At 71.6% G+C, this 24818-nt stretch carries 23 protein-coding genes, 3 pseudogenes and 1 riboswitch; of the genes and pseudogenes, 9 read left to right on the forward strand and 17 right to left on the reverse strand.

The window, feature by feature from the left end:
• Positions 1–13 precede the first annotated feature (13 nt).
• Positions 14–853: an alpha/beta fold hydrolase gene (locus I2W78_RS06825; RefSeq protein WP_196457835.1), complete on the reverse strand. Its 840-nt coding sequence runs from the start codon at positions 851–853 to the stop codon at positions 14–16.
• 71 nt (positions 854–924) lie between these two features.
• Between I2W78_RS06825 and I2W78_RS06830 the strand changes: the two genes are divergently transcribed.
• Complete coding sequence (locus tag I2W78_RS06830) at positions 925–1875, forward strand: GlxA family transcriptional regulator (RefSeq protein WP_196457836.1); 951 nt, start codon at positions 925–927, stop codon at positions 1873–1875.
• A 128-nt stretch (positions 1876–2003) separates the two neighbouring features.
• Here I2W78_RS06830 and I2W78_RS06835 read toward each other — a convergent pair.
• The 7 genes and pseudogenes from I2W78_RS06835 to I2W78_RS06860 form a co-directional block, all read right to left on the reverse strand.
• Positions 2004–2168 (reverse strand): annotated as a pseudogene (locus tag I2W78_RS06835) (hypothetical protein); the annotation flags it as partial.
• Positions 2169–2236: 68 nt separating this feature from the next.
• Positions 2237–2557, reverse strand: a pseudogene (locus I2W78_RS40290) (MFS transporter); the annotation flags it as partial.
• A gap of 170 nt (positions 2558–2727) precedes the next feature.
• Positions 2728–3411, reverse strand: coding sequence for an MFS transporter (locus I2W78_RS40295; RefSeq protein WP_307783619.1), 684 nt, complete (start codon positions 3409–3411; stop codon positions 2728–2730).
• 124 nt (positions 3412–3535) lie between these two features.
• Positions 3536–3760, reverse strand: coding sequence for a hypothetical protein (locus tag I2W78_RS06845; RefSeq protein WP_196457837.1), 225 nt, complete (start codon positions 3758–3760; stop codon positions 3536–3538).
• An 18-nt stretch (positions 3761–3778) separates the two neighbouring features.
• Positions 3779–4612: an ABC transporter ATP-binding protein gene (locus I2W78_RS06850; RefSeq protein ID WP_196457838.1), complete on the reverse strand. Its 834-nt coding sequence runs from the start codon at positions 4610–4612 to the stop codon at positions 3779–3781.
• 19 nt (positions 4613–4631) lie between these two features.
• The gene (locus tag I2W78_RS06855) at positions 4632–5714 is read right to left on the reverse strand and encodes a FecCD family ABC transporter permease (RefSeq protein WP_374222647.1); all 1083 of its coding nucleotides are present in this window, start codon (positions 5712–5714) and stop codon (positions 4632–4634) included.
• Positions 5715–5716: 2 nt separating this feature from the next.
• Positions 5717–6793, reverse strand: coding sequence for an ABC transporter substrate-binding protein (locus I2W78_RS06860; RefSeq protein WP_196457839.1), 1077 nt, complete (start codon positions 6791–6793; stop codon positions 5717–5719).
• A gap of 195 nt (positions 6794–6988) precedes the next feature.
• Between I2W78_RS06860 and I2W78_RS06865 the strand changes: the two genes are divergently transcribed.
• On the forward strand, positions 6989–7384 hold the full coding sequence (locus I2W78_RS06865) for a hypothetical protein (protein WP_196457841.1): 396 nt from the start codon (positions 6989–6991) through the stop codon (positions 7382–7384).
• 15 nt (positions 7385–7399) lie between these two features.
• Here the strand turns inward: I2W78_RS06865 and I2W78_RS06870 are convergent, their stop codons facing one another.
• The 4 genes from I2W78_RS06870 to I2W78_RS06885 form a co-directional block, all read right to left on the reverse strand.
• Positions 7400–7918, reverse strand: coding sequence for a copper chaperone PCu(A)C (locus I2W78_RS06870; RefSeq protein WP_196457842.1), 519 nt, complete (start codon positions 7916–7918; stop codon positions 7400–7402).
• A complete protein-coding gene (locus I2W78_RS06875) occupies positions 7915–10200 on the reverse strand; it encodes a heavy metal translocating P-type ATPase (protein WP_196457843.1) in 2286 nt (761 codons plus the stop codon). Before I2W78_RS06875 ends, I2W78_RS06870 begins: the two co-directional genes overlap by 4 nt.
• On the reverse strand, positions 10200–10466 hold the full coding sequence (locus I2W78_RS06880; protein ID WP_196457844.1) for a hypothetical protein: 267 nt from the start codon (positions 10464–10466) through the stop codon (positions 10200–10202). Before I2W78_RS06880 ends, I2W78_RS06875 begins: the two co-directional genes overlap by 1 nt.
• Before the next feature lie 140 nt (positions 10467–10606).
• Complete coding sequence (locus tag I2W78_RS06885; RefSeq protein ID WP_196457845.1) at positions 10607–10831, reverse strand: heavy-metal-associated domain-containing protein; 225 nt, start codon at positions 10829–10831, stop codon at positions 10607–10609.
• A 333-nt stretch (positions 10832–11164) separates the two neighbouring features.
• Here I2W78_RS06885 and I2W78_RS06890 point away from each other — a divergent pair, with 333 nt between their 5' ends.
• Together I2W78_RS06890 and I2W78_RS06895 are read left to right on the forward strand one after the other, a co-directional pair.
• Positions 11165–11851, forward strand: coding sequence for a hypothetical protein (locus I2W78_RS06890; protein WP_196457846.1), 687 nt, complete (start codon positions 11165–11167; stop codon positions 11849–11851).
• A 226-nt stretch (positions 11852–12077) separates the two neighbouring features.
• Positions 12078–13613 (forward strand): PepSY-associated TM helix domain-containing protein, encoded by a 1536-nt coding sequence (locus I2W78_RS06895; protein WP_196457848.1) that lies wholly within the window; start codon positions 12078–12080, stop codon positions 13611–13613.
• Positions 13614–13659: 46 nt separating this feature from the next.
• Here I2W78_RS06895 and I2W78_RS06900 read toward each other — a convergent pair whose 3' ends face one another.
• Positions 13660–15072 (reverse strand): short-chain fatty acyl-CoA regulator family protein, encoded by a 1413-nt coding sequence (locus tag I2W78_RS06900; RefSeq protein WP_196457850.1) that lies wholly within the window; start codon positions 15070–15072, stop codon positions 13660–13662.
• A 383-nt stretch (positions 15073–15455) separates the two neighbouring features.
• Here I2W78_RS06900 and aceA point away from each other — a divergent pair, with 383 nt between their 5' ends.
• From aceA to I2W78_RS40300, 5 genes and pseudogenes are all read left to right on the forward strand, one after another.
• Positions 15456–16736 carry an isocitrate lyase gene (aceA, locus tag I2W78_RS06905; RefSeq protein WP_196457852.1) on the forward strand — a complete coding sequence of 427 codons (1281 nt, stop codon included), beginning with the start codon at positions 15456–15458 and terminating at the stop codon, positions 16734–16736.
• Positions 16737–16836: 100 nt separating this feature from the next.
• Positions 16837–18429, forward strand: a complete 1593-nt coding sequence (gene aceB, locus I2W78_RS06910) for a malate synthase A (protein WP_196457854.1) — start codon at positions 16837–16839, stop codon at positions 18427–18429.
• Entirely contained in the window at positions 18426–19295 is an 870-nt protein-coding gene (locus I2W78_RS06915; RefSeq protein WP_196457856.1) for a 3-hydroxybutyryl-CoA dehydrogenase, read from the forward strand. The genes aceB and I2W78_RS06915 overlap by 4 nt, the downstream gene beginning before the upstream one ends.
• 223 nt (positions 19296–19518) lie before the next feature.
• A riboswitch (cobalamin riboswitch) is annotated at positions 19519–19739 on the forward strand.
• A pseudogene (locus I2W78_RS06920) lies at positions 19728–20285 on the forward strand (5-methyltetrahydropteroyltriglutamate--homocysteine S-methyltransferase); the annotation flags it as partial. Its footprint overlaps the riboswitch before it by 12 nt.
• Positions 20189–20749, forward strand: a complete 561-nt coding sequence (locus I2W78_RS40300) for a short-chain fatty acyl-CoA regulator family protein (RefSeq protein ID WP_307783621.1) — start codon at positions 20189–20191, stop codon at positions 20747–20749. The pseudogene I2W78_RS06920 and the gene I2W78_RS40300, both read left to right, overlap by 97 nt.
• A 168-nt stretch (positions 20750–20917) precedes the next feature.
• On the opposite strand, the gene I2W78_RS06930 is transcribed toward I2W78_RS40300, so the two are convergent.
• From I2W78_RS06930 to I2W78_RS06945, 4 genes are read right to left on the reverse strand one after another with little or no spacing between them, the layout of a single operon-like run.
• Positions 20918–21709 carry an enoyl-CoA hydratase gene (locus tag I2W78_RS06930; protein WP_196457858.1) on the reverse strand — a complete coding sequence of 264 codons (792 nt, stop codon included), beginning with the start codon at positions 21707–21709 and terminating at the stop codon, positions 20918–20920.
• Positions 21706–22641 (reverse strand): 3-hydroxyisobutyrate dehydrogenase, encoded by a 936-nt coding sequence (gene mmsB, locus I2W78_RS06935; RefSeq protein WP_307783942.1) that lies wholly within the window; start codon positions 22639–22641, stop codon positions 21706–21708. Before mmsB ends, I2W78_RS06930 begins: the two co-directional genes overlap by 4 nt.
• Positions 22611–23678: an enoyl-CoA hydratase/isomerase family protein gene (locus tag I2W78_RS06940; RefSeq protein ID WP_196457862.1), complete on the reverse strand. Its 1068-nt coding sequence runs from the start codon at positions 23676–23678 to the stop codon at positions 22611–22613. The genes mmsB and I2W78_RS06940 overlap by 31 nt, the downstream gene beginning before the upstream one ends.
• Entirely contained in the window at positions 23675–24817 is a 1143-nt protein-coding gene (locus tag I2W78_RS06945; RefSeq protein WP_196457864.1) for an acyl-CoA dehydrogenase family protein, read from the reverse strand. The genes I2W78_RS06940 and I2W78_RS06945 overlap by 4 nt, the downstream gene beginning before the upstream one ends.
• Between the last annotated feature and the right edge of the window lies 1 nt (position 24818).

The following is a 24818-nucleotide window of genomic DNA, read 5'->3' on the forward strand; positions in this document are numbered from 1 at the left end:
CCAGCTTCGCCCTCTATGCCGTGAAGAAGTCGACGAGTGCGCGTGCGATCGGGCCGGGCGCGTTCTCCGTGGGGATGTGGCCTGCGTCCGGGATGCGTACGAGGGTGGTGTGCGGGATCTCCGAGGCGAACCGCTCGGCGTACTCCACCTTCTGGAAGCCGTCGTCCTCGCCCCAGATCAGCAGCTTGGGTGTCGCGTTCTGCCGCAGGGCGGGGACGGCGTCGCGGGTGTGGCGGTTGTCGGCCGCGCCCACCATAGCCATCCAGGAGCGGCGGACCCGCTCATCGGTCCACGGGTCCAGATAGTCCGTGATCCGCTGCTCGGTGGCGGCACCGGCCAATGCTTGTGTCACGGCTTGCCGGCGGGCGGCGAGAATCTCATCGGCGGTGGTCGCGGCGACGACCCCAGGGTCCCGGAAGCGAGCCACGCTGGACACCGGCCAGGAGTCGTAGGTGACCGAGTTGACCAATGCCAGCCGGGACACGTCCAACAGATCGTGGACCAGGATGTGCTGGGCGACGGCGCCGCCGATGTCATGACCCGCCACGGCGATCGGCCCAGAGAGCTTCAGCGCGGAGGCGAAGCGCGCCACCCAGTCCGCAAGGGCGGGGACCGTGCCCGTCTCCAAGGTGAGCTCGCCTCCCGAGCACCCGAGTCCGGGGAGGTCGACGGCGATGGGGCGCAGCCCCGCCGCGCCCAGACGGTCCATCACCGGCAGCCAGACCCGGCTCCAATAGGTGCCGTGCAGCAGGAGCACTGCCGGGCCGTCCTGCTCCACGGTCAGATAGCTGGCCGCTGCACCGTCGACCTGGATCTCGGTCCGCAGCACTGTCGATTCGAGGATCTCGTTCATGGATCCACTGTGACCGCGACATGCTCTCCCGGCCGAGAGTCTTGAATGACACCTTCAGGTACATTCTCGCCATGTCGCTTCATCGTGTGGTGGCCCTGCTCACCCCGCCGCAGTCGCCCTTCGAGCTGGCCTGCGCCTTTGAGGTCTTCGGTGCCGCCCCGCCGGACGCGCCGCCCCGCTACGACTTCCGGGTCTGCGCCGAGCGTTCCGGACTCCTGCCGACCGGCGCTGGCTACACGATGCTCGTCGAGGCGGAGCTGTCCGCCCTGCGGGAGGCGGACACCGTGGTCGTCCCCGGTCGGCAGCCGCCCGACGCGCCCGTGTCGCCGGACGTCGTCGAGGCACTGCGGGACGCGCACCGGCGCGGGGCGAGGATCGTCGCGATCTGCACAGGGGCGTTCGTCCTCGCTCAGGCCGGACTGCTCGACGGTCGCCGCGCCACCACCCACTGGCGCAGCGCAGACCGGTTCGCCGCCGCCTTTCCCGATGTGCACGTGGATCCGGACGTGCTCTTCGTGGACCACGGCGACGTGGCGACCAGTGCCGGGACCGGCGCGGGCATCGACCTGTGCCTGCACCTGGTGCGGTCCGACCACGGAGCGGCGTACGCCGCTGGTATCGCCCGGCGAATGGTCCTGCCGCCGCACCGGGAGGGCAGCCAGCTCCAGTACGCTGCGCAGCCCGCACCGGCCAGGGCGGACGAATCGTTGGCACCGCTGCTGGAGTGGGCCACCTCCCACCTCGGCACCCGGCTGACCCTCGACCACCTCGCCGAACGCGCCGGCCTGTCCAGTCGAACCCTCGCCCGGCGCTTCGCCGAACAACTCGGCACCAGCCCGGGACAATGGCTGCTCGCCCAGCGCCTCGACACGGCACGGATACTGCTGGAACAGACCGACCTCCCGGTGGAAGCCGTCGCCACCCGAGTCGGACTCGCCTCGGCGGTCAACCTGCGCCGCCGTTTCCGAACGCGTTTCGGCACCACGCCCAGCGCCTACCGGCGGGCCTTCAGCGAAACCTGATGACACGTATGGGCGTTTATGCGCACGCGGGCAAGCGGGCGGAGCTCAGGCGCAACGAGAGCGGTGGCCGGCGGCCGGGACCTCATGATGTGTCGCGCCGACCACGCCGCTACAGGTTCGTACGCCACAGGGTGCGCGAACAGCGCCTTGGGCTCGGAGGCGAAGGCGAGCCCGTCGTCGACGGCAGCCCAGAACAGCGGTTTGACGCCGAGCCGGTCGCGGACGAGGAGCAGCCGCTGGGCGCGCTCGTCCCAGACGGCGAAGGCAAACATCCCGTCCAGGTGCTCGGCCACCGCCTGGCAGGGCCCAGCGTGAAGCCGAGGCTGCGGGCGAGCTGGACGGTCGAACCGACAGTGGCGGCGCGGTCGGGTGGCGCGGCGCCCATCACCAGGGCCTGGGTGGGCCCACCGTTCAGGCCCATGCCGACGCCGGCCAGGGCGAGGCGCCAGGCCACGTCGGGCGGGGACCAGTCATCGCCGAGCGGGGTCAGCAGAAGCAGTCCTGCTGCGGTGAACGCGGCGCCGGTAACCGCGATCGGACGGGCGCCGTACCGATCGGCGAGGCGTCCGCCCAGCGGGCCGGCCAGGCCCATCCCGAGAGGGAAGGCCAGGACCGTCAGGCCGGTCGTCGTCGCACTGACCCCCTCGTCTCGCTGAAGGTGGAGGGCGACCACGTAGTGCATGGCCGCGAAGCCCAGCGCCAGCGCGAGCACCGCGCCGTGCGCCCGCAGCAGCCCGACCGCCCGCAGCACCCCGGCCACCGGACGACCGCCCGGCCCCCGCAGCCACCATCACAGCGGCGGTACGGCGGCGATGGCCAGCGGCAGCCAGGCGGAGGTGTCGGCGGCCAGGGTCAGGGACAGCAGAAGGACGGTGCCGCCCATCGCCACCAGCAGCGCGTCGGCCAGTACCTGCGGTCCGGTGAATGCAGGCGGCCGTCGCGCGGCATCGCACGCCAGGCGATGACGAGCGCCGCCAGACAGAACGGAATCTTGACGAGGAAGATCCACCGCCAGCCCAGATGGTCGAGAATCAGCCCGCCGATGGCCGGTCCGGTAACGGCGCCCAGCGGGCCCAGGGTCGCCGGCACGCTCATCGCCCGCCCGCGCAGCTCCGGCCGTACGGAACGGATCGCCAGCACCGGCATCAGGACGAACAGCACGGCGCCGCACGCGCCCTGACCGATGCGGGCAGCGATCAGCCAGGGCACCCAGGGGGACAGCGCGGCCAGCGCGCTGCACAGGGCGAAGCCGGAGGTCGCGGTCAGCAGCGCCGGGCGGGTGCCCATGGCGTCGAGCCACCGCCCGACGGGCAACAGCAGGGCGACGACCGGGAGTTGATAGCCCAGTACCGCCCACTGGGCTATCGCGGCGGGTGTCCGCAGGCCCTCGGAGATGCCCGCGAGCGCCACGTTCACGATGTTCATGTCGAGCATCGCCACGAACGACAGCGCGCCCGCCACGACCACCAGAAGCCAGCGGTCGCCGCCCCCGGCTATGTCCCCGGACCGCTCCGAACCGGAGTCGTGGTCCGCCACTTGCGCGCCTCCCCCACTCGGGTGGGCCGCCAAGCGACAGCCCCGTCCCAGAAGTCGGGGGAGACGCGCAGTGAGTTCCCAGAATTGGCGGGAAATATACGGATCCGCCTCTGATGCAGCTGGGTCAGGCCGTCGTCACGCCGTCGAGTTTGCCGGACTTCGCGTCCTCGACCAGATTGGCGAACTGGTCGGCGCTCATCTGCACCCGCTGCCCGAAGTCGTCCGTGAGGACGACACGGCGCTCGGCCGGGGCCGCGGGGTCGACGAACAGTTGAGGGCAGCCGCAGTTGCAGTTGCCGCAGAAGGCCGCCACCGGTTCGAGACCGGCCAGGCCGTGGATTTCAGTCATGGTCCCGTCCTTTCCTCATCACAACATTTCCCGGGAACGTGAGGACAGCTCGGCCCGGCTCTCGGAAAGGGGCCTTCTGTCCGCCGGCGCTCGATGATCGAAGGCGATCAGCGGGTCACCGGTCAGCGGATGCTCGACCACGGTCGCCCGCACGCCGAACACCTCGGCCAGCAAGGCTGGTTGCAGCACCTCACGGGGCCCGCCGGAGGCAACCACCCGGCCGTCGTGCAGCACGTGCAGCCGGTCGCAGACGGAGGCGGCGGCGTTGAGGTCGTGCAGCGACACCAGGGTCGTACGGCGCTGCGCGCGGAGCAGGGCGAGCAGTTCCACCTGGTGGCGGATGTCGAGGTGGTTCGTCGGCTCGTCCAGCACCAGGACGTCCGGCTGCTGGGCGAACGCGCGGGCCAGCAGGACGCGTTGACGCTCACCGCCGGACAGTTCTGTGAAGCGGCGGCCGGAGTGGTCCGCCATTCCGACGTCCGTGAGGGCGCGGGCGACGACGTCCCGGTCGGTGGCGTCCTCCCCGGCGAAGGCCCGCTTGTACGGTGTTCGGCCCATCGCGACGACCTCGCGGACGCTCAGCTCGAAGTCGCCGCCCCGCTCCTGCGGAAGCGCGGCGACATGCCGAGCCGAGCGCGCGGGGGCCAGTGCGCGGATGTCGGTGCCGTCGAGCAGGACGCGGCCGGAGGCGGGCTTCAGATGCCGGTAGACCGTCCGCAGCAGCGTCGACTTGCCGCTGCCGTTCGGCCCCACCAGGCCGGTGATCTCGCCCTCGGCCGCGATCAGATGCGCGCCGGCGACGACCGTACGACCGGCGTACGCGACGTGCAGGTCCTCGATGTCGATTCTCAACGTCCGCTCCCCCAGATCCTCAACTGCCGCTCCCCAGCCGTCGGTCCAGCAGATACAGCAGCGCCGGAGCGCCGATCAGCGAGGTGACGACCCCGACCGGCAGCTCCTGCGTGTCCATGGCCGTACGGCACACGATGTCGACCACCACCAGCAGCAACGCGCCGAACAGCGCCGACACCGGCAGCAGTCGACGGTGGTCGCCGCCGACGACCAGGCGGCAGGCGTGCGGGACCATGAGCGCGACGAAAGCGATGGCCCCGGACACCGCGACGAGAACACCGGTGAGCAGACTCGTCACGGCGAACAGCTCCCTGCGCAGCCGTACGACATCGATGCCCAGCCCCGCCGCCGTCTCGTCGCCCATCAGCAGCGCGTTCAGGCCGCGGGCGCGGGCCTGGAGCAGCAGCGACACGGCCGGTACCGCCACCGCCGGGGCGGCCAGCAGTTCCCAGTTCGCTCCGCTCAGGCTGCCCATGAGCCAGAACAGCACGCTGTGGGTCTGCTGCTCGTCACCGGCCTGGAGCACGAGGTAGCTGGTGAAGCCGGACAGGAACTGACCGATGGCGACCCCGGCCAGCACCAGGCGGAGCGGCGCGAATCCCCCGCCGCGCCGGGCGATCGCCCAGACGAGGGCGAAGGTGGCCAGGGCTCCGGCGAAAGCCGCGCCCGACAGGCCGAGGCCGAGGACCCCGCCGGTGCCGAGGCCGAGCACGATCGCGGCGACCGCGCCGAGGGAGGCGCCGTTGGAGACGCCGAGGAAGTACGGGTCGGCCAGCGGGTTGCGCACCAGGGCCTGCATCGCCGTACCGACCAGGCCGAGCCCGGCACCCACCAGGGCCGCCAACAGGGCTCGGGGCAGCCGGAGTTGCCAGACGATCAGGTCGTTCGTGCCGGGCCTCGGGGCCTCGCCGGTCGCCCGGCGCCAGACCACGCTCCACACCTCGCCCGGCGGGATCGACGTGGAGCCCCAGGCGACCGCCGCCGTGAGGGCCGCGAGCAGCGCCACCCCGAGGAGCAGCGCCAGCGGCCCGGCGGGCACGGAACGCCGCGTCTGCGCGCGCGGGGCATCCGTGCCCTTCCTGCGCACCGGAACGTCGAGCACGGTCAGCCGACCTTGCCCGGGTGGATGGTCTTCGCGATCTCCTCGACCGTGTCGGCGTTCTCGACCCCGGCGATGGTGGTCTGCTCGGAGCCGATGCGCAGGAAGTGCCCTTCCTTCACGGCCTTCATACCCTTGGTGGCGGAGTTGGACGTCAGCCACTTCTCGGCCTCGTCGAACGCCTTCTCGTTCGCCGCCTCACTCCCCCGATTACGCACGCCGAGCTGGATCCAGTCCGGGTTCTTGGCGATCACGTCCTCCCAGCCGACCTGCTTGTAGTCGCCGTCGCAGTCGGCGAAGACGTTGCGGGCCCCGGCGAGCGTGATCACGGCGTTGGCGACCTGCCGGTTGCAGATGGCCATGGGCTGCTTGGTACCGGCGTCGTAGTCGAAGAAGAAGTACGTCGGCCGCTCGCTCTCCGCCGTCTTGCCGACCGCCTTCTGGACGGCGTCCACCTTCTTCTTCATCCCGTCGACGAGTTCCTTCGCCTTCGCGCTGGTGCCCGTGACCTCGCCGAGGGAGGTGATGTCCCCCTCCACCGCCGACAGGTCGGTCACCGCGCTCTTGCTCTGCGCCGCGCAGGCGGTGGACTTGAGGAAGATGTGCTTGATCCCGGCGGTCTTGAACTCCTGCTCCGTGGGCGCGTCGCCCATGCCGCCGCCCATGTTCATCGAGGCGAAGGTGTCGATGTAGAGGTCGGCGCCGGAGCCGAGCAGCTTCTCCTTCGGAATCACCGTGTCGCTCAGGACCTTCACCTGCTGGGCCTGCGCGTCGAGTTCGCCGGGCAGGGTGCCCTCGCCGGGCGGGAAGCCGGTGCCGATCACCTTGTCCCCGGCACCGAGCCGGAGCAGCAGTTCAAGGCTGGAGGCGTTGCTGGTGACGATGCTCTTCGGGGCGGAGTCGAAGGTGGTCTTGGCGCCCATGCAGTCGGTCACGGTCACCGGGTAGTCGCCTGCGGCGGCCTTACCGGCGGCGGGGCTTGCCTTGTCGCCGTCCCCGCTGCCGTCTCCGTTGCCGCAGCCCGCCATGAGCAGACCGCCCACCACGACGGCCGCGGCACCGGCCCACCTACGAGAACGCATCGAACAACTCCCGGATCCACTCGGTGCGAAGGCGGACCACCGCCACCCCCGATGCAGTAGTCGGGGCGGACAGGGCCTGAGTTCCCGCCAGTCGCAATCCCCGGTGACGGTGGGGTGCGCGTCGCTTCCTCTCGGCGGCACGCGGTACTGGCGTCGGCGGGGTACAGACCCACCACTCGCCCCGTGGGGGACGTCATGCTCCAGACCCGGGAACTCTTCGACAGCCTCACCACCGCCGGCCCGCTCCGCAGCGAGGTCCTGGCCCGTGCCGTCAGCCTGCTCTCCGAGTGCGAGGAGGCCACGACGGCGTGCGCGGCCGCCATGCTCGCCGGGAAGGACGCCGACGAACTGAGGGCGGCGATCGTCCAGGACCTGGACTGCGCCGACGTGACGGCCGCGACCCGCCGGGTCCTGACCCGGGGCGGCCACGACCGTACGCTGCTCGCCGCACAGGTCGAGGCATGCCTGATCGCCTGCCGGCTCAGCCACGACCTGTGCGCGGCGCACCACGAGCACTGCCGCATCTGCGCGGAGTCCACCGAGCAGGCGGTGGACGTGTGCCGGGAGGTGCTGGCGGCCGTACGGTCGTAGCGGCGGCCCGGCCGGTCAGGAGGCGTCCGTGCCCGGCCGGAGCACCAACGCCGACACCCTGATCCGACCCTCGTGCTCGAAGTGCAGCGTGAACGGGACCTCGTCGCCGATCTCCCAGCCCGATTTCGCGAGCACTGTCACGTTGAAGCTGTCCGGGGACATGGACAGCGTGTCCCCGGCCGGGGCCGGGATCGAGGAGACCTCCTCACCGGTCGCGGCGTTTCCGTCGAGCATGCGGTGACGGCTGAGCTCGGGAGTGCCGGCGACCGCGGCGGACGTCACCTTCAGCAACCGGTCGTCCGCGCCCCCGGAGTTGATGATGCGGAAGTACGCCGAGGTGGCTCGGGTGTCGCCGTACGGCAGCCAGACCCGGCCGTCGACGACCTCGACGCGCGGCGGGCTGCCCGCGTTGCCGGTGTTCACCCAGGTGGTCAGGGCGCCGAGGGCGAGGCTGGAGGCGGCGACGGGCGCGGCCGCGGCGATCAGGGTGTCGGTCAGACGGCGGCGGGTGGGACGCCACAGGGACGTGATCATCGGGCGTCGCTCCCGGTCGTCGTCAGGGTGCGCTGCCGGGCGGGCGCCGGTTGCCAGGCGCGCAGCCGCAGGCTGTTGCCGACCACGAGCACCGAGCTGACCGACATGGCCGCGGCGGCGACCATCGGGTTGAGCAGGCCCACCATGGCGAGCGGCACGGTCACGACGTTGTAGCCGAAGGCCCACAGGAGGTTGGCGCGGATGGTGCCGAGAGTGCGGCGGGCCAGCCGTACCGCGTCCGCCAGGGCTTCGATGTCACCGCGTACGAGGGTCACGTCGGCGGCGCCGATCGCCGCGTCCGTGCCACCGCCCATGGCGATGCCCAGGTCCGCCCCGGCCAGCGCGGCCGCGTCGTTGACGCCGTCCCCGACGACCGCGACCCGGTAGCCCTGCTCCCGCAACTCGCGTACGAGGTCGGCCTTGTCCTCGGGGGTGCAGCGCGCGTGCACCTCGTCGATGCCCAGCGCGGCCGCGACGGCCCGCGCGGACGCCTCACGGTCACCGGTCGCGAGGACAGGGCGTACGCCCAGGCGCCGGAGCCGGTCCACGGCACGGTAACTGCCGGGCCGTAGAACGTCCCCGACCTCGATCAGGGCCTCGGCCGCGCCGTCGATCCGGACCAGCACGGGCGTGTGCGCGGCGGCCTCCGCCACGGGCAGCGCGTCTGCCAGGTCGGCGGGCAACTCGCAGTCGGGGGCGACGACTTCCACCAGCCGACCCTCGACGCGGCCCTGCACGCCCTTGCCCGCCGTCGCCGCGAAGTCACTCACGGCCGGCAGCCGCGTCCCGGACTGAGCCCGGTTCGCGTACGAGACGATCGCCCGGCCCAGCGGATGCTCCGAGCCCTGCTCCACCGCCCCGGCCAGCCGCAGTACCTCGTCGCGGCCCAGCCCGCCGGGCACCGCGGTCACCCGGGCGACGCTCATGTGCCCGGAGGTCAGGGTGCCGGTCTTGTCCAGCACGACGGCGTCCAGGTGCTGCAACCCCTCCAACGCCTGCGGGCCCTTGACCAGGACGCCCAGCTGCGCGCCGCGCCCGGTCGCGGCCATCAGCGCCGTCGGGGTCGCCAGGCCCAGGGCACACGGGCAGGCCACCACCAGCACGGCCACGCACGCGGTGACCGCTGCCTGCGCGTCGGCCCCGGCACCGAGCCAGAACCCGAGCACGGTCACCGCCAGCGACAGCACCACCGGCACGAACACGCCCGCGACCGCGTCTGCCAGCCGCTGCGCCTTCGCTTTCCCAGCCTGCGCCTCCGTCACCAACCGGGTGATCCGGGCCAGTTGCGTGTCGGCGCCGACAGCCGCGGCCCGCACCAGCAGCAGCCCGCCCGCGTTGACGGCACCGCCCACCACCGCCGAGCCGGAGCCGACCTCGACCGGGTCGCTCTCCCCGGTGACGAGCGACAGATCCACGGCGGAGTTGCCCTCCACCACCTCCCCGTCGGTGGCGACCCGTTCCCCGGGCCGTACGACGAAGACCTGCCCGACCGTCAACTCATCGATGGCGACGAGCCGTTCAGCGTCGCCCTCCCGGATGGACACCTCCTTGGCGGCGAGGTGCGCCAGCGAGCGCAAGGCGGCACCAGTGCCGTGCCGGGCCCGCGCCTCCAGGAAACGGCCCGCGAGCACGAACAGCGGGACACCGACGGCCGCTTCCAGGTACACGTGCGCCATGCCGTCCGACGCTTCGGGCAGCAGGCTGAACGGCATCGTCATGCCCGGCTCGCCCGCCCCGCCCAGAAACAGGGCGTACGCCGACCAGCCGAAGGAGGCCACCACGCCCAGCGAGACGAGGGTGTCCATGGTCGCCGTCGAGTGCCGCAGCCCGCGCGCCGCCCGGATGTGGAACGGCCACGCGCTCCACACGGCGACCGGCGCGGACAGCACAAAGCACAACCACTGCCAGTTGCGGAACTGCCAGGCGGGCACCATAGACAGCACGAGCACCGGGACCGCGAGCAGTGCGGTGATCAGCAGGCGTTCGCGTTCCTGACGGGCGTCCTCGGGCTCGTCGCCGCGGTCCTGGCGTTCCGGCTTCTTCCTCGGCGGCTCGGGCAGCGCGGCCGTGTAGCCGGCCTGCTCGACGGCCGTTACCAGTTCTGCCGGGCGGACGTGCGCCGGGTGGCTGACGCGGGCGCGCCCGGTGGCCAGATTGACCGTCGCCGAGACGCTGTCCAGCTTGGCGAGCTTCTTCTCCACCCGCCGAACGCAGGCCGCACAGGTCATCCCACCGACGGTCAGGTCGGTGATCGTCATGGGGGGTGCGGGTTCGGTGGCCATCAGCTGCCGCTCCCGTGGTTCATGTCCATGTCGCCCATGTCCCCGTGCTCCATGTCCGTGCCGCCACCGTCTCCGCCGTTTCCGTCGTCGTCCGTCCCCGAGCGGTGCATGCCGGGCGCGACCGGACCGGCGGCGGTTCCGACGGCGTACGACACCGTGAAGACCAGCGTGAGCAGCAGCAGGAAACCGCAGAGGGCGGGCGGCGGCACCAGCCTGCGCCGGGCCGCGCCCGCCCTCGGGGACGACGTCTGCTCGGGTTCTTCCATCACCGGGCCTCCTGATGCCTGTCCGACGCCCGGACGAGCAGTTCGCTTCAATTCCCGGGTCGGCCGTTACGGTTCAGGAGTCGGGCGAGGTGAAACGCAAGTTCCCCCGCCCGCAAGTGACGTGCATCACACTCGGCCGGTCAGGCGGCCGCGGGCGACGCAGCGCCGGTCACCTCGTAGCCCGCCTCCACGATCGCGGCACGTACGGCAGCGTCGTCGACCGACTCGCCCGTCACGGTCACACGGCCCGCCGGGACATCGACGTCGACCTCGGTGACCCCTGCGACCTCGACGACCTCCTCGGTGATGCTCGCCGCACAGTGGCCGCAGCTCATACCGGACACGGTGTAGGTCTTCTCAGCCATGGCGGATGCTCCTGTCCTCGCCGCTTCTCGGTGACCGCGGGGAATCGCGTGCCGTGGTGTACGCGGTGCGGGCGTGACCCGTTCACCGTTCCCGCGCGCTGAACTGCGGTCGGCGGACTGGTGCGGCCTATTTCGGTCACGGTAGGCTCTGCCGGCCCTCGCCCCGCGAGCCACTTCGGCACTCGTCGGCGGCGGGCACAGCGGGCTCGGACACGCGCATCGTCCCGACGGCAGTTGACGATCGCCCGTGGCCGGAAGTGAACGGTCACGAAGTCGCACACGTATGTGTGCGACAAGAAGCGGGGCAGCCCGGCGAACACGCGAGGAGGAGCGATGGCTGACCGCGGTCTGCTCCGCGCCTCGCGGGTGGCGGTGTTCAGCCTCGTGTGCGTGCTGTTGGCCGCCACCGGGCACGGCATGGCTGCCGGGCATCGTCCGCCGCTCACGCTGCTGGCCATCGGCGGCATCGCTGTCGCGGTCACGGCCGGACGTCTAGCCGGGAGCGAGCGCTCCCTGGTCCAGATCGGCGGCGCGGTCACGGTCACGCAGGGCGCGCTGCACCTGCTGTTCGCCCTGGCCGGGCCCGCCCGCACCAGCACTGCGCCCTCCGCACCCCCCGATGGGCATGCCGGGCACATGTCGCATGCGGAGCACCACGCCCCGGCAGCCGCAACAGGCGCCACCGGGACAGGTGCCGAAGCGGTCGGAGTGGCCCTGGACGCCGCCCATCCAAGCCCCTTCATGCTGCTCGCGCACCTGGTCGCCGGGCTCGGTGCCGCCTGGTGGCTGCGGCAGGGTGAGGCCGTGGTGTGGCGGCTGTGCCGTCTGCTCGGCGCGCCCGTTTCGGCCACGTTCCGCGCCCTGGACCTGCTGCGGCGGTGGGCGCGGCACCGGGCGGCGCTGTCCCGGCATCGTGTGGCGCCCCAGTGCGGCGCCGCGGACAACGACGTGCCCTTCGGCACCCGAGTACTGGAGCATGCACTCGCCCGCCGCGGGCCGCCCCTGCTGTTCACCCGCTGATCCGGCCGAACCGAGGGTGTCCCGCGCACTTCTCACCCGACCGGTTTTCTCGCCTCGCATGCCCCGGGTTCGCCCAGCCGCACGCGTCGGCACTCACGGGCGTGCCGTACGCCCACGGCCCCGCTCATCGCGACGGGACCGGTGGGCCACACGCGCCCGTCCAGCAGTGAACAGCAACCCGGTTCCCCGCAGTGGGCCGGGCTGACTTCAGGAGCTGAGCCCTTTCATGAGCACCACGTCCGAAGCCTCCCCCGACGAAAACCCACCCGCCGACTCCCCCGACCCGAGCCCACCAGCCGCACAGACCGCTACCGACGCCTCGCCGACCTCCGCGGCACCGGCGCAGAACGGCGGCGCCGACGTTCGTACCCGTTCCGGCTGGTGGCCCCTGCTGACCCGGCTGCACTTCTACGCGGGCATCCTGGTCGCCCCGTTCCTGCTGGTCGCGGCGCTGACCGGGCTGGCGTACACCGCCGTGCCGCAGCTCGACCAGTTCGTTTACGGCGACCAGTTGCGGGTGGAGCGGGTCGGTGACGAGCCCAGACCCCTGACCGAGCAGATCGCGGCCGCCCGCGAAGCCCACCCCGAGGGCGTCATCGCCTCGGTCGTCCCGCCCGACGCGCCGGACCACACCACCAAGGTCGTGCTCTCCGTCCCCGAACTCGCCGAGCAGGACAAGCAGCGCACCGTCTACGTCGACCCCTATACCGCCGAGGTACGCGGCGCCCTGACCACGTGGTTCGGTTCGACACCGCTGGCCACCTGGCTGGACGACCTGCACCGCCACCTTCACCTCGGCGAGACGGGCCGGCTCTATTCCGAACTCGCCGCGAGCTGGCTGTGGGTGCTCGTCCTGGGCGGTCTCGTGCTGTGGTTCGGCCGCCGCCGCACCTACGCGGGCGGCTCGAAGCGGAACACCGTGCTACCGGAACGCGGAGCGCGAGGGGTGCGCCGCAGCCGCAGTTTCCACGCGGTGACCGGGGTGTGGATCTCCGTCGGCCTGCTCGCCCTCAGCGTCACCGGCCTGACCTGGTCGACGCATGCCGGGGAACGCATCACCGACCTGCGGACCTCGCTGAGCGCCTACCCACCCGAGCTGGACACCACCGCGTCCGCGGGGACCGGCGGCTCGGGACACGACCACTCGCACGGCGAGAGCACCGGCGAAGACACCACGGAGGGCGGCCTGCCCGAAGGGCTGACCATCGACCGGATCCTCGACGAGGCCCGTGCCGCGGGCCTCGACGGTCCGGTGGAGATCAGCACCCCCGCCGACGACAAGAGCACCTGGACCGTCGCCCAGACCGACGGCCTGTGGCCGGTCCACAAGGACCAGGCGGCCATCGACCCCCACAGCGGCGAGGTCACCTCGCGTGTCGACTGGGCGGACCACCCGGTGCTCGCCAAGCTCAGCACGCTCGGTGTGGCCGCCCACATGGGCACCCTCTTCGGTCTGGCCAACCAGATCGTCCTCGCGGTCATCGCCCTCGGCCTGACCGTGGGCATCGTGCTCGGCTACCGCATGTGGTGGCAGCGCAGGCCCACCCGGGCCGACCGCCGCGCCTGGGTGGGCCGCCCGCCCGCGCGCGGTACCTGGCGCAACCTGCCCTGGCCCGCTCTGGCCGTGGCCGTGCCGCTGACCATCGCCGTCGGCTGGGCGGTTCCGCTGCTGGGCTGGTCCCTGCTGGCCTTCCTGCTCCTGGACGGCGCGCTCGGCCTGATCCACCGGCAGCGCGCCACTCGTTCAGCCGCAGAGGTCTGACACTCCGTCGGGTCGGTGCGTCCGCGGGGTGGGCCGAGATCTCGGCCTACCCCCGGGCCCCGTCGTTCCCGACCGGATAGGGCACGAAGGTGCTGCTGTTCTGGTCGATGAGCAGCGGACGCCCCAGCGGTGGCGCGGCCCGTTGGGAACAGCCAAGGCGTTCGCAGACGCGGCAGCCCATGCCGATCGGAGTCGCGGCGGAGGCGTTGGTGAGGTCGAGCCCGTCGGAGTAGACGAGGCGGTGGGCATGGCGGATCTCGCAGCCCAGCCCGATGGCATACGTCCTGCCGGGCTCGCCCCAGCCGCCGCGGTGCCGGGTGACGGCGCGGGCCGTCCACAAGTACCGCTGCCCGTCCGGCATTTCGGCGATCTGGACGTGGATACGGCCGGGTGAGGTGAACGCCTCGTAGACGTTCCACAGGGGGCACGTGCCGCCGGCCCGGGAGAAGTGGAAGCCGGTCGCGGACTGCCGCTTGGACATGTTCCCGGCCCGGTCGACCCGGACGAAGGAGAAGGGGACCCCGCGCAGTCGGGGGCGCTGGAGGGTGCTGAGGCGGTGGCAGACGGTCTCGTAGCCGAGTCCGTAGCGGTCGGTGAGGCGGTCGATGTCGTAGCGGACCTCCTCGGCGGCCGTGTGGAAGGCGGTGTACGGCAGGATCAGCGCGGCGGCGAAGTAGTTGGCGATCCCGATGCGGGCCAGCGCGTGGGCCTGCAAGCCGGGTTCGAAGTCCTCCGCGGCGAGCCGGCCCAGATCCTCGCCGTGTTCCAGCAGGGCCAGCTGGGTCGCCATGCGGAAGGCGCGCTGACCGGGCCGCAGGCGCGAGGACAGATGGAGGGTGCGGGTTCGGTCGTCGTAGCGGTGCAGCCGTTCACCGGACTCCGCGGCGAGATGGATGCCGTGCGTCTCGGCAAGTCTCGCGGTGAGGGCCCCGATCACCTCACCGGGCCGGATACCGATCTCCTCGGCCAGCCGCTCGGCGGCGAGGTCGGTGTCGTGGAGGTAGTTCTGGCGGCGGTAGAAGAAGTCGCGGATCTCCTCGTGCGGTGAGGGCACGGTTTCCCGCTCTGCGCCCCGGCCGTCCGCCGCCCCGGCCAGTCGCTCGGCGAGCTGCTGGTTGCGGCGGCCCAGGTCGAGCAGGACCTGGGCGACCGCGGGCATCCGCGAGGCCAGTTCGGCTAGGTCGGACGGGGAGACCCTGGAAGCGGCGATCTCGCCGGTCAGCGCCTCGCGCAGGTCGGCCACGAGGCGGGCGGTGTCGCGCTCGGAGAAAAAGGCGGCGTCGACGCCGAAGGTCTCCGTGAGCCGGAGCAGGACGGGCACGGTGAGCGGGCGGGAGTCGTGCTCCATCTGGTTCAGATAGCTCGGCGAGATACCAAGGACGCGGGCCAGCTCCGCCTGGCTCATACGGCGCTCCTCACGCAGCCGCCGCAGCCGCGCACCCGCGTACGTCTTGCTCACCCGCGCTCCTCCATACCAGGCATCCCGACCCGGTCAGCGTACGGGACGAACCCGCCACCCCGACCTTCGCAAAGTTGGCAAACCACGGCGAGAAGATTCGCAAAAGTTGGCATTGATCCAAGGTTGATGGCACTCAGTGCCAGTGCCAGAGTTTCAGTGCGGCCCGCCGGACCCGGCAGAAACCGCCCGGAACCGGGGCACGATTCACTGCCCTGACGTCGGAGATCCCGGCATCCGCGGCGCATCACGCCGACAGCATTGCTCACCTTCGCCCTCCGGGGTGACGGCGGGCCGCATCCCAGTGAGACGACACGCAGTGCCACCTCTGTTCATCCGGACGGCGGGATTGGCAGCCAGTACAGACCGAGGAAACGGTGACAGTCATGGCAGAAGCGAGGACGCAGGCGGCCGAGGAACTGGCCAAGCGCTGGGCCACCGACGCGAGGTGGCAGGGCATCGAGCGCACCTACAGCGCCGAGGACGTCGTACGGCTCTCCGGCAGCGTCCGTGAGGAGCACACTCTGGCCCGGCGCGGCGCCGAGCGGCTGTGGCGTCAGCTGCACGAGCGGGACTACATCCACGCGCTCGGCGCGCTGACCGGCGGCCAGGCGGTGCAGCAGGTCAAGGCGGGCCTCCAGGCCATCTACCTGTCCGGCTGGCAGGTCGCCGCCGACGCCAACCAGGCCGGGCACACCTACCCCGACCAGAGCCTGTACCCGGCCAACTCCGTTCCCCAGGTGGTCCGTCGGATCAACAACGCGCTGCTGCGCGCCGACCAGATCGCCACCAGCGAGGGCGACAGCTCGACCGACTGGCTGGCGCCGATCGTCGCCGACGCCGAGGCCGGGTTCGGCGGCCCGCTGAACGCCTTCGAGCTGACCAAGGGCATGATCGCGGCCGGCGCCGCCGGCATCCACTACGAGGACCAGCTGGCCTCCGAGAAGAAGTGCGGCCACCTCGGCGGCAAGGTCCTCGTGCCGACCTCGCAGCACATCCGCACCCTCAACGCGGCCCGTCTCGCCGCCGACATCGCCGACACACCGACGGTGATCATCGCCCGCACGGACGCGCTGGCCGCGAATCTGCTGACGTCCGACGTCGACGAGCGTGACGCCGAGTTCGTGACCGGTGAGCGCACGGCGGAGGGCTTCTACCGGGTGCGGAACGGCATGGCGCCGGTCATCGCCCGTGGTCTGGCCTACGCCCCGTACGCCGATCTGATCTGGGTGGAGACCGGCACCCCGGACCTCGCCCAGGCCCGCGAGTTCGCCGAGGCGATCCACGCCCAGTACCCCGACCAGATGCTGGCGTACAACTGCTCGCCCTCCTTCAACTGGAAGGCCGCGCTGGACGACGACCAGATCGCCAAGTTCCAGCGCGAACTCGGCGCCATGGGCTACAAGTTCCAGTTCATCACCCTCGCCGGCTTCCACTCCCTCAACCACGGCATGTTCGACCTCGCCCGGGGCTACGCCGAGCACGGCATGACCGCCTACGTCGACCTCCAGGAGCGGGAGTTCGCCGCCCAGGCCCACGGCTTCACCGCCGTCAAGCACCAGCGTGAGGTCGGCACGGGTTACTTCGACCTGGTGTCGACGGCCGTCAACCCTGCCTCTTCCACGACCGCGCTGGCCGGGTCCACGGAGGAAGAGCAGTTCCACTAGGCCGCCGGGCCGGACACTCGCCGTCCGGCCGGCCCTCGGCCGAGCGGAGGGGGACGAACCGTCTCCGTCCCCCTCCGCTCCCATCCCTCAGGAGAGCCCGATGTCCACCACCGCACTCACCCACCACGTCCGCGTCCTCGCCGCCCCCGGTCACCGGCACGACGAGATCCTCACCCCCGCCGCCCTGGACTTCATCGGCCGGCTGGCCGAGGCGTTCGAGCCGCGTCGGCGGGACCTGATGAAGGAACGCCGCCGGCAGGTACTGCGGCTGGCGTCGGGCTCGCCTCTCGACTTCCCCATGGTCACGGCCTCTGTACGCAACGACCCGACCTGGCGGGTGGCGCCGCCCGCGCCCGGTCTGACTGACCGGCGCGTGGAGATCACCGGCCCGCCCGACCGGCGCATGGCCGTCAACGCGCTCAACTCCGGCGCCAAGGTGTGGATGGCGGACTTCGAGGACGCCACCGCGCCCCTCTGGGACAACGTCATCGGCGGTCAGCTCACCCTGCTCGACGCCATCGAGCGCCGTATCGACTTCACCACGCCGGAGGGCAAGGAGTACCGGCTCGGCGAGCAGCTCGCCACGATCGTCGTGCGTCCGCGTGGCTGGCACCTCGACGAGGAGCACCTGGAGTTCGACGGCCGGCCCGTGCCCGCAGCCCTCGTCGACTTCGGCCTGTACTTCTTCCACTGCGCCCAGCGGCAGATCGACGCCGGGTACGGCCCGTACTTCTACCTCCCCAAACTGGAGAACCGCTACGAGGCCCGCCTCTGGAACGACGTCTTCGTCCTCGCCCAGGAGCTGCTCGGCATCCCGCGCGGCACGATCCGGGCCACCGTCCTCATCGAGACGATCACCGCCGCGTTCGAGATGGAGGAGATCCTCTACGAACTGCGCGAGCACAGCTCCGGGCTCAACGCGGGCCGCTGGGACTACCTGTTCAGCCTGATCAAGACCTTCGGCCACCGCACCGACTTCCTCCTGCCCGACCGGGCGAAGGTCACGATGTCCGCCCCGTTCATGCGGGCCTACACCGAACTCCTCGTCCGCACCTGCCACAAGCGCGGCGCCCACGCCATCGGCGGCATGGCGGCCCAGGTGCCGGGCAAGGACCCCGCCGCCAACGAGGCCGCGCTCGCCAAGGTCCGGCTGGACAAGGAGCGCGAGGCCGAGGACGGCTTCGACGGCTCCTGGGTCGCCCATCCGGGACTCGTCCCCGTCTGCCGCGAGGTCTTCGACGGTGTCCTCGGCGAACGCCCCCATCAGCTGGACCGGACCCGCGACGACGTCGAGGTGACCCCGGCCGGCCTGCTGTCCGTGCGCAGGATCAGCGGCCCGCCCACCCTGGAGGGGGTCCGCACCAACGTCTCCGTCGCGCTGCGCTACTTCGCCGCCTGGCTGCGCGGGCAGGGTGCGGTCGCCATCAACGGGCTGATGGAGGACGCGGCCACCGCCGAGATCGCCCGCGTGCAGATCTGGCAGTGGCTGCGGCACCGGGTCATCGACCGGGAGACCGTGGAGGAGATCCTCGACGACGAGACCGCCGCGCTCGGCGCCGAGTACCCGTGGGCGCCGGTCGACGACATCCGCGCCCTCTTCGAACGGACCGCGCTGACGGGCGAGTTGCCGTTGTTCTTCACGCCGGACGCCTACACGCGGCACCTGGTACGACGGACGGAGGCCGCGGCATGAGCGCGGCGATCGGACGCGTCGGCGTGGTCGGCGGCGGACAGATGGGCGCCGGCATCGCGGAGGTGTGCGCACGGGCCGGGCTCGACACCGTGGTCTGCGAGGCGGATGCCATCGCCGCCCGCGCCGCCCGCGACCGGATCGCGGGTTCCCTGGACCGTGCGGTGCGGCGGGGGAAGCTGACCCAGGAAGCCGCCGGTGACGCCCTCGCCAGGCTCGGCTTCACCAGCAGCCTGGACGACCTCGCCGACCGGCAGCTCGTCGTCGAGGCCGTGATCGAGAACGCCGACGCCAAGACCGAGATCTTCGCCGCGCTCGACAAGATCGTCGAGGATCCGGAGGCGGTGCTCGCCACCAACACCTCCTCCCTGCCGATCATGCGGCTCGGCATGGCTACGAGCCGCGCGGACCGAGTGGTCGGGCTGCACTTCTTCAACCCCGTGCCCGTACTGCCCCTGGTGGAGGTCGTGACCTCGCTCCACACGTCGGCCGCGACGACGGCCGCGGTGGAGGACTTCGCCACCCGGGCCCTCGGCAAGACGGTGATCCGTTCCCAGGACCGGGCGGGCTTCGTCGTCAACGCGCTCCTCATCCCGTATCTCCTGTCGGCGATCCGGATGGCCGAGTCCGGCTTCGCCACCGCCACCGACATCGACACCGGCATGGAGCTCGGCTGCGCCCACCCGATGGGCCCGCTGAAACTCGCCGACCTGATCGGCCTGGACACCGTCGCGTCCATCGCCGAGTCGCTCTACGACGAGTTCAAGGAACCCCTCTACGCTTCTCCCCCGCTGCTCCAGCGGATGGTCGAGGCGGGGCTGCTGGGCCGAAAGACCGGCCGGGGCTTCCACACCTACGACCAGGGCTGAGGGCCTGGTACGACGCGGGCTGAGGGGCCCGCACCGCCGCAGGGGTGAGGGTCCCGCGCGGCGCGACTGGGAAGGGCGGGAAGCGCGAGTGCGGCGCTTCCCGCCCCTCGGCGTTCCGCCTCCGACGTGCTCTGTGTCACCTTCCAGAGCCCGGACGGCTCCCTTGCCCGAGGGACGACACCCCGTAGGGTGGCCGGAGCAGCTGGTTCACCCCGTCCTCCCCCATAGCCCAAAAGCATGGGGGGACCCCATGGCGGGGTGTCGCAAGAGGGAACCCGGTGGGAATCCGGGACTGCCCCGCAGCGGTGAGCGGGAACGACCGCCGTCATACGCACTGGGTCCGACGTACCGGGCCTGGGAAGCGACGGCCAGTAGGTGTCCTCCTCGGTGAACGACGAGGGCGTGCCCGCGAGTCCGAAGACCTGCCACCTGCAGCTCGCCGACGCCGGCATCCACGAAGTGCCAACTGGTGACTTCTCGTACTACGACCACGTCCTCGACACCACCGTCATGGTCGGCGCGATCCCCGAGCGCCACCGCGCGGCCATGGCGGCCGACACCCTTGACGGCTACTTCGCCATGGCCCGCGGCACCCAGGACGTCGCGCCGCTGGAGATGACCAAGTGGTTCGACACCAACTACCACTACCTCGTGCCCGAGTTGGGCCCGGACTCGGTGTTCACGGCCGACTCGACAAAGCAAGTCGCCGAGCTGAAGGAGGCCCTGGCGCTGGGCCTGACCGCCCGCCCGGTCCTGGTCGGCCCCGTCACCTACCTGCTCCTCGCCAAGCCCGCACCGGGCGTCCCCGCGGACTTCGAGCCGCTCACCCTGCTCGACCGCCTGCTGCCGGTGTACGCCGAGGTGCTCGCCGACCTGCGCGCGGCCGGCGCCGAGTGGGTCCAGCTGGACGAGCCCGCCTTCGTACAGGACCGCACGCCTGCGGAACTGAACGCCGTCGAGCGCGCCTACCGCGACCTCGGCACGCTCACGCGTTCTCAGCACCGGGCCGGATCCTGACGCAGGTCGCCGAAATGCCGGACGGTAAGCGGTACTTCTGGGTCGCCAGGACCATCACCCGGGGCGGGTTCGGCCATCACGCCCCGCGCGCCGAGTTCGCCGTCGCGCTCGGCTGCGAACTGCGCCACGCGCACCGGCTCGTCTACGCCGAGGGCATTGCCCTGGACGACCCCCGCGCCGCGACGCCCATCGGCCTGGGCTGCCGGATCTGCGAACGCCGTGACTGCGCCCAACGGGCCCGTCCCCCGGCCGGGGGACGGCTCGCCATCGACCCCGACCGGCGGACGTACGTGCTAGTCGAGCCCCGACCAGCACCTCCAACTCCTCAAGGAACTGCTCGGTCTGCTTGGCCTGTTGAGCGAGCACGCGCACGCGGGCGCTCTGGCCGCCGATCTGCCGACGGCTGGCGATCAGCTGCTCGTACTCCTCCACGGTGAGGGCGACCGCCTCGTGGCCGCCGAGGGTGATGCGGCGCGGCTGGGGTCGTTTGGCCACTCGGTTCCTCCGCTCCTCGCCGGACGCCATCGGTGCTCGGAGAACGCGAAAGGGCCCCCGGATGGTTCCGCGAGCCCTCTCACGTCAGCGAACGTCCTCTCACCCGACGCTTACCTGTGGTGGAACTCGGGCGGCCGCTTGTCGACGAACGCGCCCATGCCCTCCTTCTGGTCCGCAGTCGCGAACACCGCGTGGAAGAGCCGCCGTTCGAAGCGGACGCCCTCCGCCAGGGTCGTCTCGAAGGACCGTGCCACCGCCTCCTTGGCCATCATCGCGACCGGCAGGGACATGCCCGCCACCGTCTCCGCGACGTTCAGCGCCTCTCCGATCAGTTCGTCGGCGGGCACGATCCGGGAGACCAGGCCCGCGCGCTCGGCCTCGGCGGCGTCCATGGTGCGCCCGGTCAGGCACAGTTCCATGGCCTTGGCCTTGCCGACCGCGCGGGTGAGCCGCTGGGAGCCGCCGATGCCGGGGATGACACCGAGCTTGATCTCCGGCTGCCCGAAGACGGCGGTGTCGGCGGCGAGCAGGATGTCGCAGAGCATGGCCAGTTCGCAGCCGCCGCCCAGCGCGTACCCGGAGACGGCGGCGACCGTCGGCGTGCGCAGCTGCCCCAGCCGGTCCCAGGCCGTGAACCAGTCGCTCAGGTACATGTCCATGTACCCCTGCGGCCGCATCTCCTTGATGTCGGCCCCGGCCGCGAACGCCTTCTCCGATCCGGTGATCACGATGCAGCCGCAGTCCGGGTCCCGGTCGAGGGCCTCGGTCGCCGCCACGACCTCCTCCATCACCTGGAGGTTGAGCGCGTTGAGGGCCTTCGGGCGGTCGAGAGTGAGCAGGGCGGTGCGGCCCTTGCGTTCGACGCGGATCGTGGCGTAGGTGTTCTCGGCGTCATTGCTCATGCCGCGTCCCCGTTCTCTTCTCCGCTGCGGTCCCTGATCGTCCGTACGATGCCGGAGAAGTCCTCCGTGTCACTGACGCGCTCGGCATAGGCGGTGTACAACTCGGCGGCACGCAGGCCGAGTTCCGCGTCGACGCCCCCCGCGCGCACCGCGTTGGCGGCGAGGCCCAGGTCCTTGGCCATCAGGGACGCGGCGAACCCGGGCCGGTACTCGCGGTTGGCGGGGCTTGCCGGAACGGGCCCGGGAACGGGGCAGTTGACGCTGAGGGCCCAGCACTGCCCGGAGGCCGTGGAGGCCACGTCGTACAGGGCCTGGTGGGACAGGCCGAGGCTCTCGCCGAGGACGAACGCCTCGCTGACGGCGATCATGGAGACGCCGAGGATCATGTTGTTGCAGATCTTGGCGGCCTGTCCGGCGCCCGGCCCGCCGCAGTGCACGGCCTTCTTGCCCATGGCCTCCAGCAAGGGGCGCGCTTCGGCGAACTCCGCCTCTCCCCCGCCCGCCATGAAGGTCAGGGTGGCGGCCTCGGCGCCGACCACTCCGCCGGAGACGGGTGCGTCCAGGGCGCGCATCCCGGCGGCGACCGCGCGTTCGTGGGCGGTGCGGGCGTCGGCGACGTCGATCGTGGAACAGTCGACGAAGAGCGTGCCGGGGCGGGCGGCGGCCAGGATGTCGTCGTAGAGACCCAGGACGTGGCGGCCGGCGGGCAGCATGCTGATGACCACGTCGGCGTCGGCGACGGCCTCGGTCGCGGACGCGGCCGGTTCCACTCCGGCTCCGGCGGCGTTCTCCATCGCCGCGGGGACGAGGTCGTGGCCGAGCAGCCGGTGGCCGGCCTTGGTCAGGTTGGCGGCCATCGGGCCGCCCATGTGTCCGAGTCCGATGAACGCGACGGTCGTGCTCACCAGGCCACCTCCTCGGTGGTGTCGGATGCGGCGGCGAGGCCCAGTTCGCGCTCGCCGAGGGGCGTGAAGAAGCGCTCGACGTCCGCGTCGGTGACTTCGACGAGCGTCGCCGGCGACCAGTGCGGGTCCCGGTCCTTGTCGATGACCTGGGCGCGGATGCCCTCCACCAGGTCCGGGGCGGTCAGAGTCGCGCACGACACGCGGAACTCCTGGTCGAGGACCCGCTCCAAGGGGCCGAGCCGGCGGGCGCGGCGCAGGGCGGCCAGGGTGACCTTGAGAGCGGTCGGCGACTTGGCGAGCAGGGTATCGGCGGTCTCCTTGGCGGCCGGGTCACCCTGGGCGAGGAGCCGCTGGACGATGTCCTCGACGGTGTCGGCCGAGAAGCAGGCGTCGATCCATTCCCGGCGGCCGGCCAGGACTCCCGGGGGCGCCTGCCGTACGTGACGGGCGAGCGCCTCCCGTACGGGCTTCTCGGCGAGGTCGTCGACGAAGCCCGGGAGTGCGGTGGACGGCACGTAGTGGTCGGCGAGTCCGCACAGCAGGGCGTCGGCGGCACCGATCTGGGCGCCCGTCAGGGCGAGATGGGTGCCGAGCTCGCCGGGCGCGAGGGCGAGCAGATAGGTGCCGCCGACGTCCGGGACGAAGCCGATGCCGGTCTCCGGCATGGCGATCCTGGACCGCTCGGTGACGACCCGGAAGGCGCCGTGCGCGGAGACTCCGACGCCGCCGCCCATCACGATGCCGTCCATGACGGCGACGTATGGCTTGGGATAGCGGGCGATCCGGGCGTTGAGGTGGTACTCGTCGCGCCAGAAGGCCGCCGTCGCCGAACCGTCCCCGTCGCGGGCGTCGTCGTGGATGGCGCGGATGTCGCCGCCCGCGCACAGGCCGCGCTCGCCCGCGCCGGTGATGACGACGGTCTCGACGGCCGGGTCGTGCTCCCACTCGGTCAGCGTTTCGGCGATGCGCAGCACCATGTCATGGGTGAGGGAGTTCAGGGCCTTGGGGCGGGTGAGGGTGATGTGGCCGGCCCGGCCCTCCGTGCGGAACAGGACGTCGGTCATCCGAACGCCTCCGTCAGGCCGCGGGCCACGATGACGCGCATGATCTCGTTGGTTCCTTCCAGGATCTGGTGGACCCGCAGGTCGCGGACGATCTTCTCGACGCCGTACTCGCTCAGGTAGCCGTAGCCGCCGTGCAGTTGGAGCGCCCGGTCGGCGACGGAGTACCCGGTGTCGGTGGCGAAGCGTTTGGCCATCGCGCACAGGTACGGCGCCTGCGGGTCCCCACGGTCCAGGGCCTGGGCGGCCTGCTGGACGAGGGCTCGGGCGGCGGCGAGTTCGGTCGCCATGTCGGCGAGGCGGAAGCGCAGGGCCTGGGCGTCGAGGAGCCGCGCGCCGAACGCCTCCCGGTCGGCGAGGTGGGCCAGGCTGCGGTCGAGGGCGCTGCGGGCGCCACCCAGGGAGCAGGCTGCGATGCCGAGTCGGCCGCCGTTGAGGCCGCTCATGGCGATGCGGAAACCGTCGCCCTCGCGGCCGAGCAGCCGGTCGGCAGGCAGGCGGACCTCGTCCAGGATCACCTGGCCCGTGGGCTGGGCGTTCCAGCCCATCTTGCGTTCGTTGGGGCCGAAGGAAAGGCCGGGGTCGTCCTTGTCGACGACGAACGCGGAGACGCCCTGCGGGCCTTCGCCTCCCGTGCGGGCCATCACGAGGTAGAGCTGCGAGGCGCCCGCCCCGGAGATGAACTGCTTCACCCCCGTGAGCACCCAGTGGTCGCCGTCGCGAACCGCGCGCGTGGTGAGGGCGGCGGCGTCCGAGCCGGCACCGGGTTCGGTCAGGCAGTAGCTGCCCAGGTCCTCCATCGAGCACAGGCGGGGCAGCCATCGCTCGCGCTGGGCGGTGTCGCCGTAGTGGTCGATCATCCAGGCGACCATGTTGTGGATGGACAGATACCCGGCGATGGACGGGCAGCCGGAGGCGAGCGTCTCGAAGACGAGCACGCCGTCGGCGCGAGTGAGGCCGGAGCCTCCGGACTCCTCACGGACGTACACGCCGCCGAGGCCGAGACCGGCCGCCTTGCGGAGCACGTCGACGGGGAAGTGCTTGTCCCGGTCCCAGTCGAGGGCGTGCGGGGCGAGATGGTCCTGGGCGAAGTCGAGGGTGGTCTCGACAAGGGCCTGCTGGTCCTCGGTGAGCATGGTCATA

Source organism: Streptomyces spinoverrucosus (assembly GCF_015712165.1).
Taxonomy (GTDB): domain Bacteria; phylum Actinomycetota; class Actinomycetes; order Streptomycetales; family Streptomycetaceae; genus Streptomyces; species Streptomyces spinoverrucosus_A.

Bases quoted from the DNA above. Each gene is read 5' to 3' on its own strand.
- I2W78_RS06825 (WP_196457835.1), bottom strand. From the start codon at position 853: ATGAACGAGATCCTCGAATCGACAGTGCTGCGGACCGAGATCCAGGTC.
- I2W78_RS06830 (WP_196457836.1), top strand. From the start codon at position 925: ATGTCGCTTCATCGTGTGGTGGCCCTGCTCACCCCGCCGCAGTCGCCC.
- I2W78_RS06845 (WP_196457837.1), bottom strand. From the start codon at position 3,760: ATGACTGAAATCCACGGCCTGGCCGGTCTCGAACCGGTGGCGGCCTTC.
- I2W78_RS06860 (WP_196457839.1), bottom strand. From the start codon at position 6,793: ATGCGTTCTCGTAGGTGGGCCGGTGCCGCGGCCGTCGTGGTGGGCGGT.
- I2W78_RS06865 (WP_196457841.1), top strand. From the start codon at position 6,989: ATGCTCCAGACCCGGGAACTCTTCGACAGCCTCACCACCGCCGGCCCG.
- I2W78_RS06870 (WP_196457842.1), bottom strand. From the start codon at position 7,918: ATGATCACGTCCCTGTGGCGTCCCACCCGCCGCCGTCTGACCGACACC.
- I2W78_RS06875 (WP_196457843.1), bottom strand. From the start codon at position 10,200: ATGGCCACCGAACCCGCACCCCCCATGACGATCACCGACCTGACCGTC.
- I2W78_RS06880 (WP_196457844.1), bottom strand. From the start codon at position 10,466: ATGGAAGAACCCGAGCAGACGTCGTCCCCGAGGGCGGGCGCGGCCCGG.
- I2W78_RS06885 (WP_196457845.1), bottom strand. From the start codon at position 10,831: ATGGCTGAGAAGACCTACACCGTGTCCGGTATGAGCTGCGGCCACTGT.
- I2W78_RS06890 (WP_196457846.1), top strand. From the start codon at position 11,165: ATGGCTGACCGCGGTCTGCTCCGCGCCTCGCGGGTGGCGGTGTTCAGC.
- I2W78_RS06895 (WP_196457848.1), top strand. From the start codon at position 12,078: ATGAGCACCACGTCCGAAGCCTCCCCCGACGAAAACCCACCCGCCGAC.
- aceA (WP_196457852.1), top strand. From the start codon at position 15,456: ATGGCAGAAGCGAGGACGCAGGCGGCCGAGGAACTGGCCAAGCGCTGG.
- aceB (WP_196457854.1), top strand. From the start codon at position 16,837: ATGTCCACCACCGCACTCACCCACCACGTCCGCGTCCTCGCCGCCCCC.
- I2W78_RS06915 (WP_196457856.1), top strand. From the start codon at position 18,426: ATGAGCGCGGCGATCGGACGCGTCGGCGTGGTCGGCGGCGGACAGATG.
- I2W78_RS06930 (WP_196457858.1), bottom strand. From the start codon at position 21,709: ATGAGCAATGACGCCGAGAACACCTACGCCACGATCCGCGTCGAACGC.
- I2W78_RS06940 (WP_196457862.1), bottom strand. From the start codon at position 23,678: ATGACCGACGTCCTGTTCCGCACGGAGGGCCGGGCCGGCCACATCACC.
- I2W78_RS06945 (WP_196457864.1), bottom strand. From the start codon at position 24,817: ATGACCATGCTCACCGAGGACCAGCAGGCCCTTGTCGAGACCACCCTC.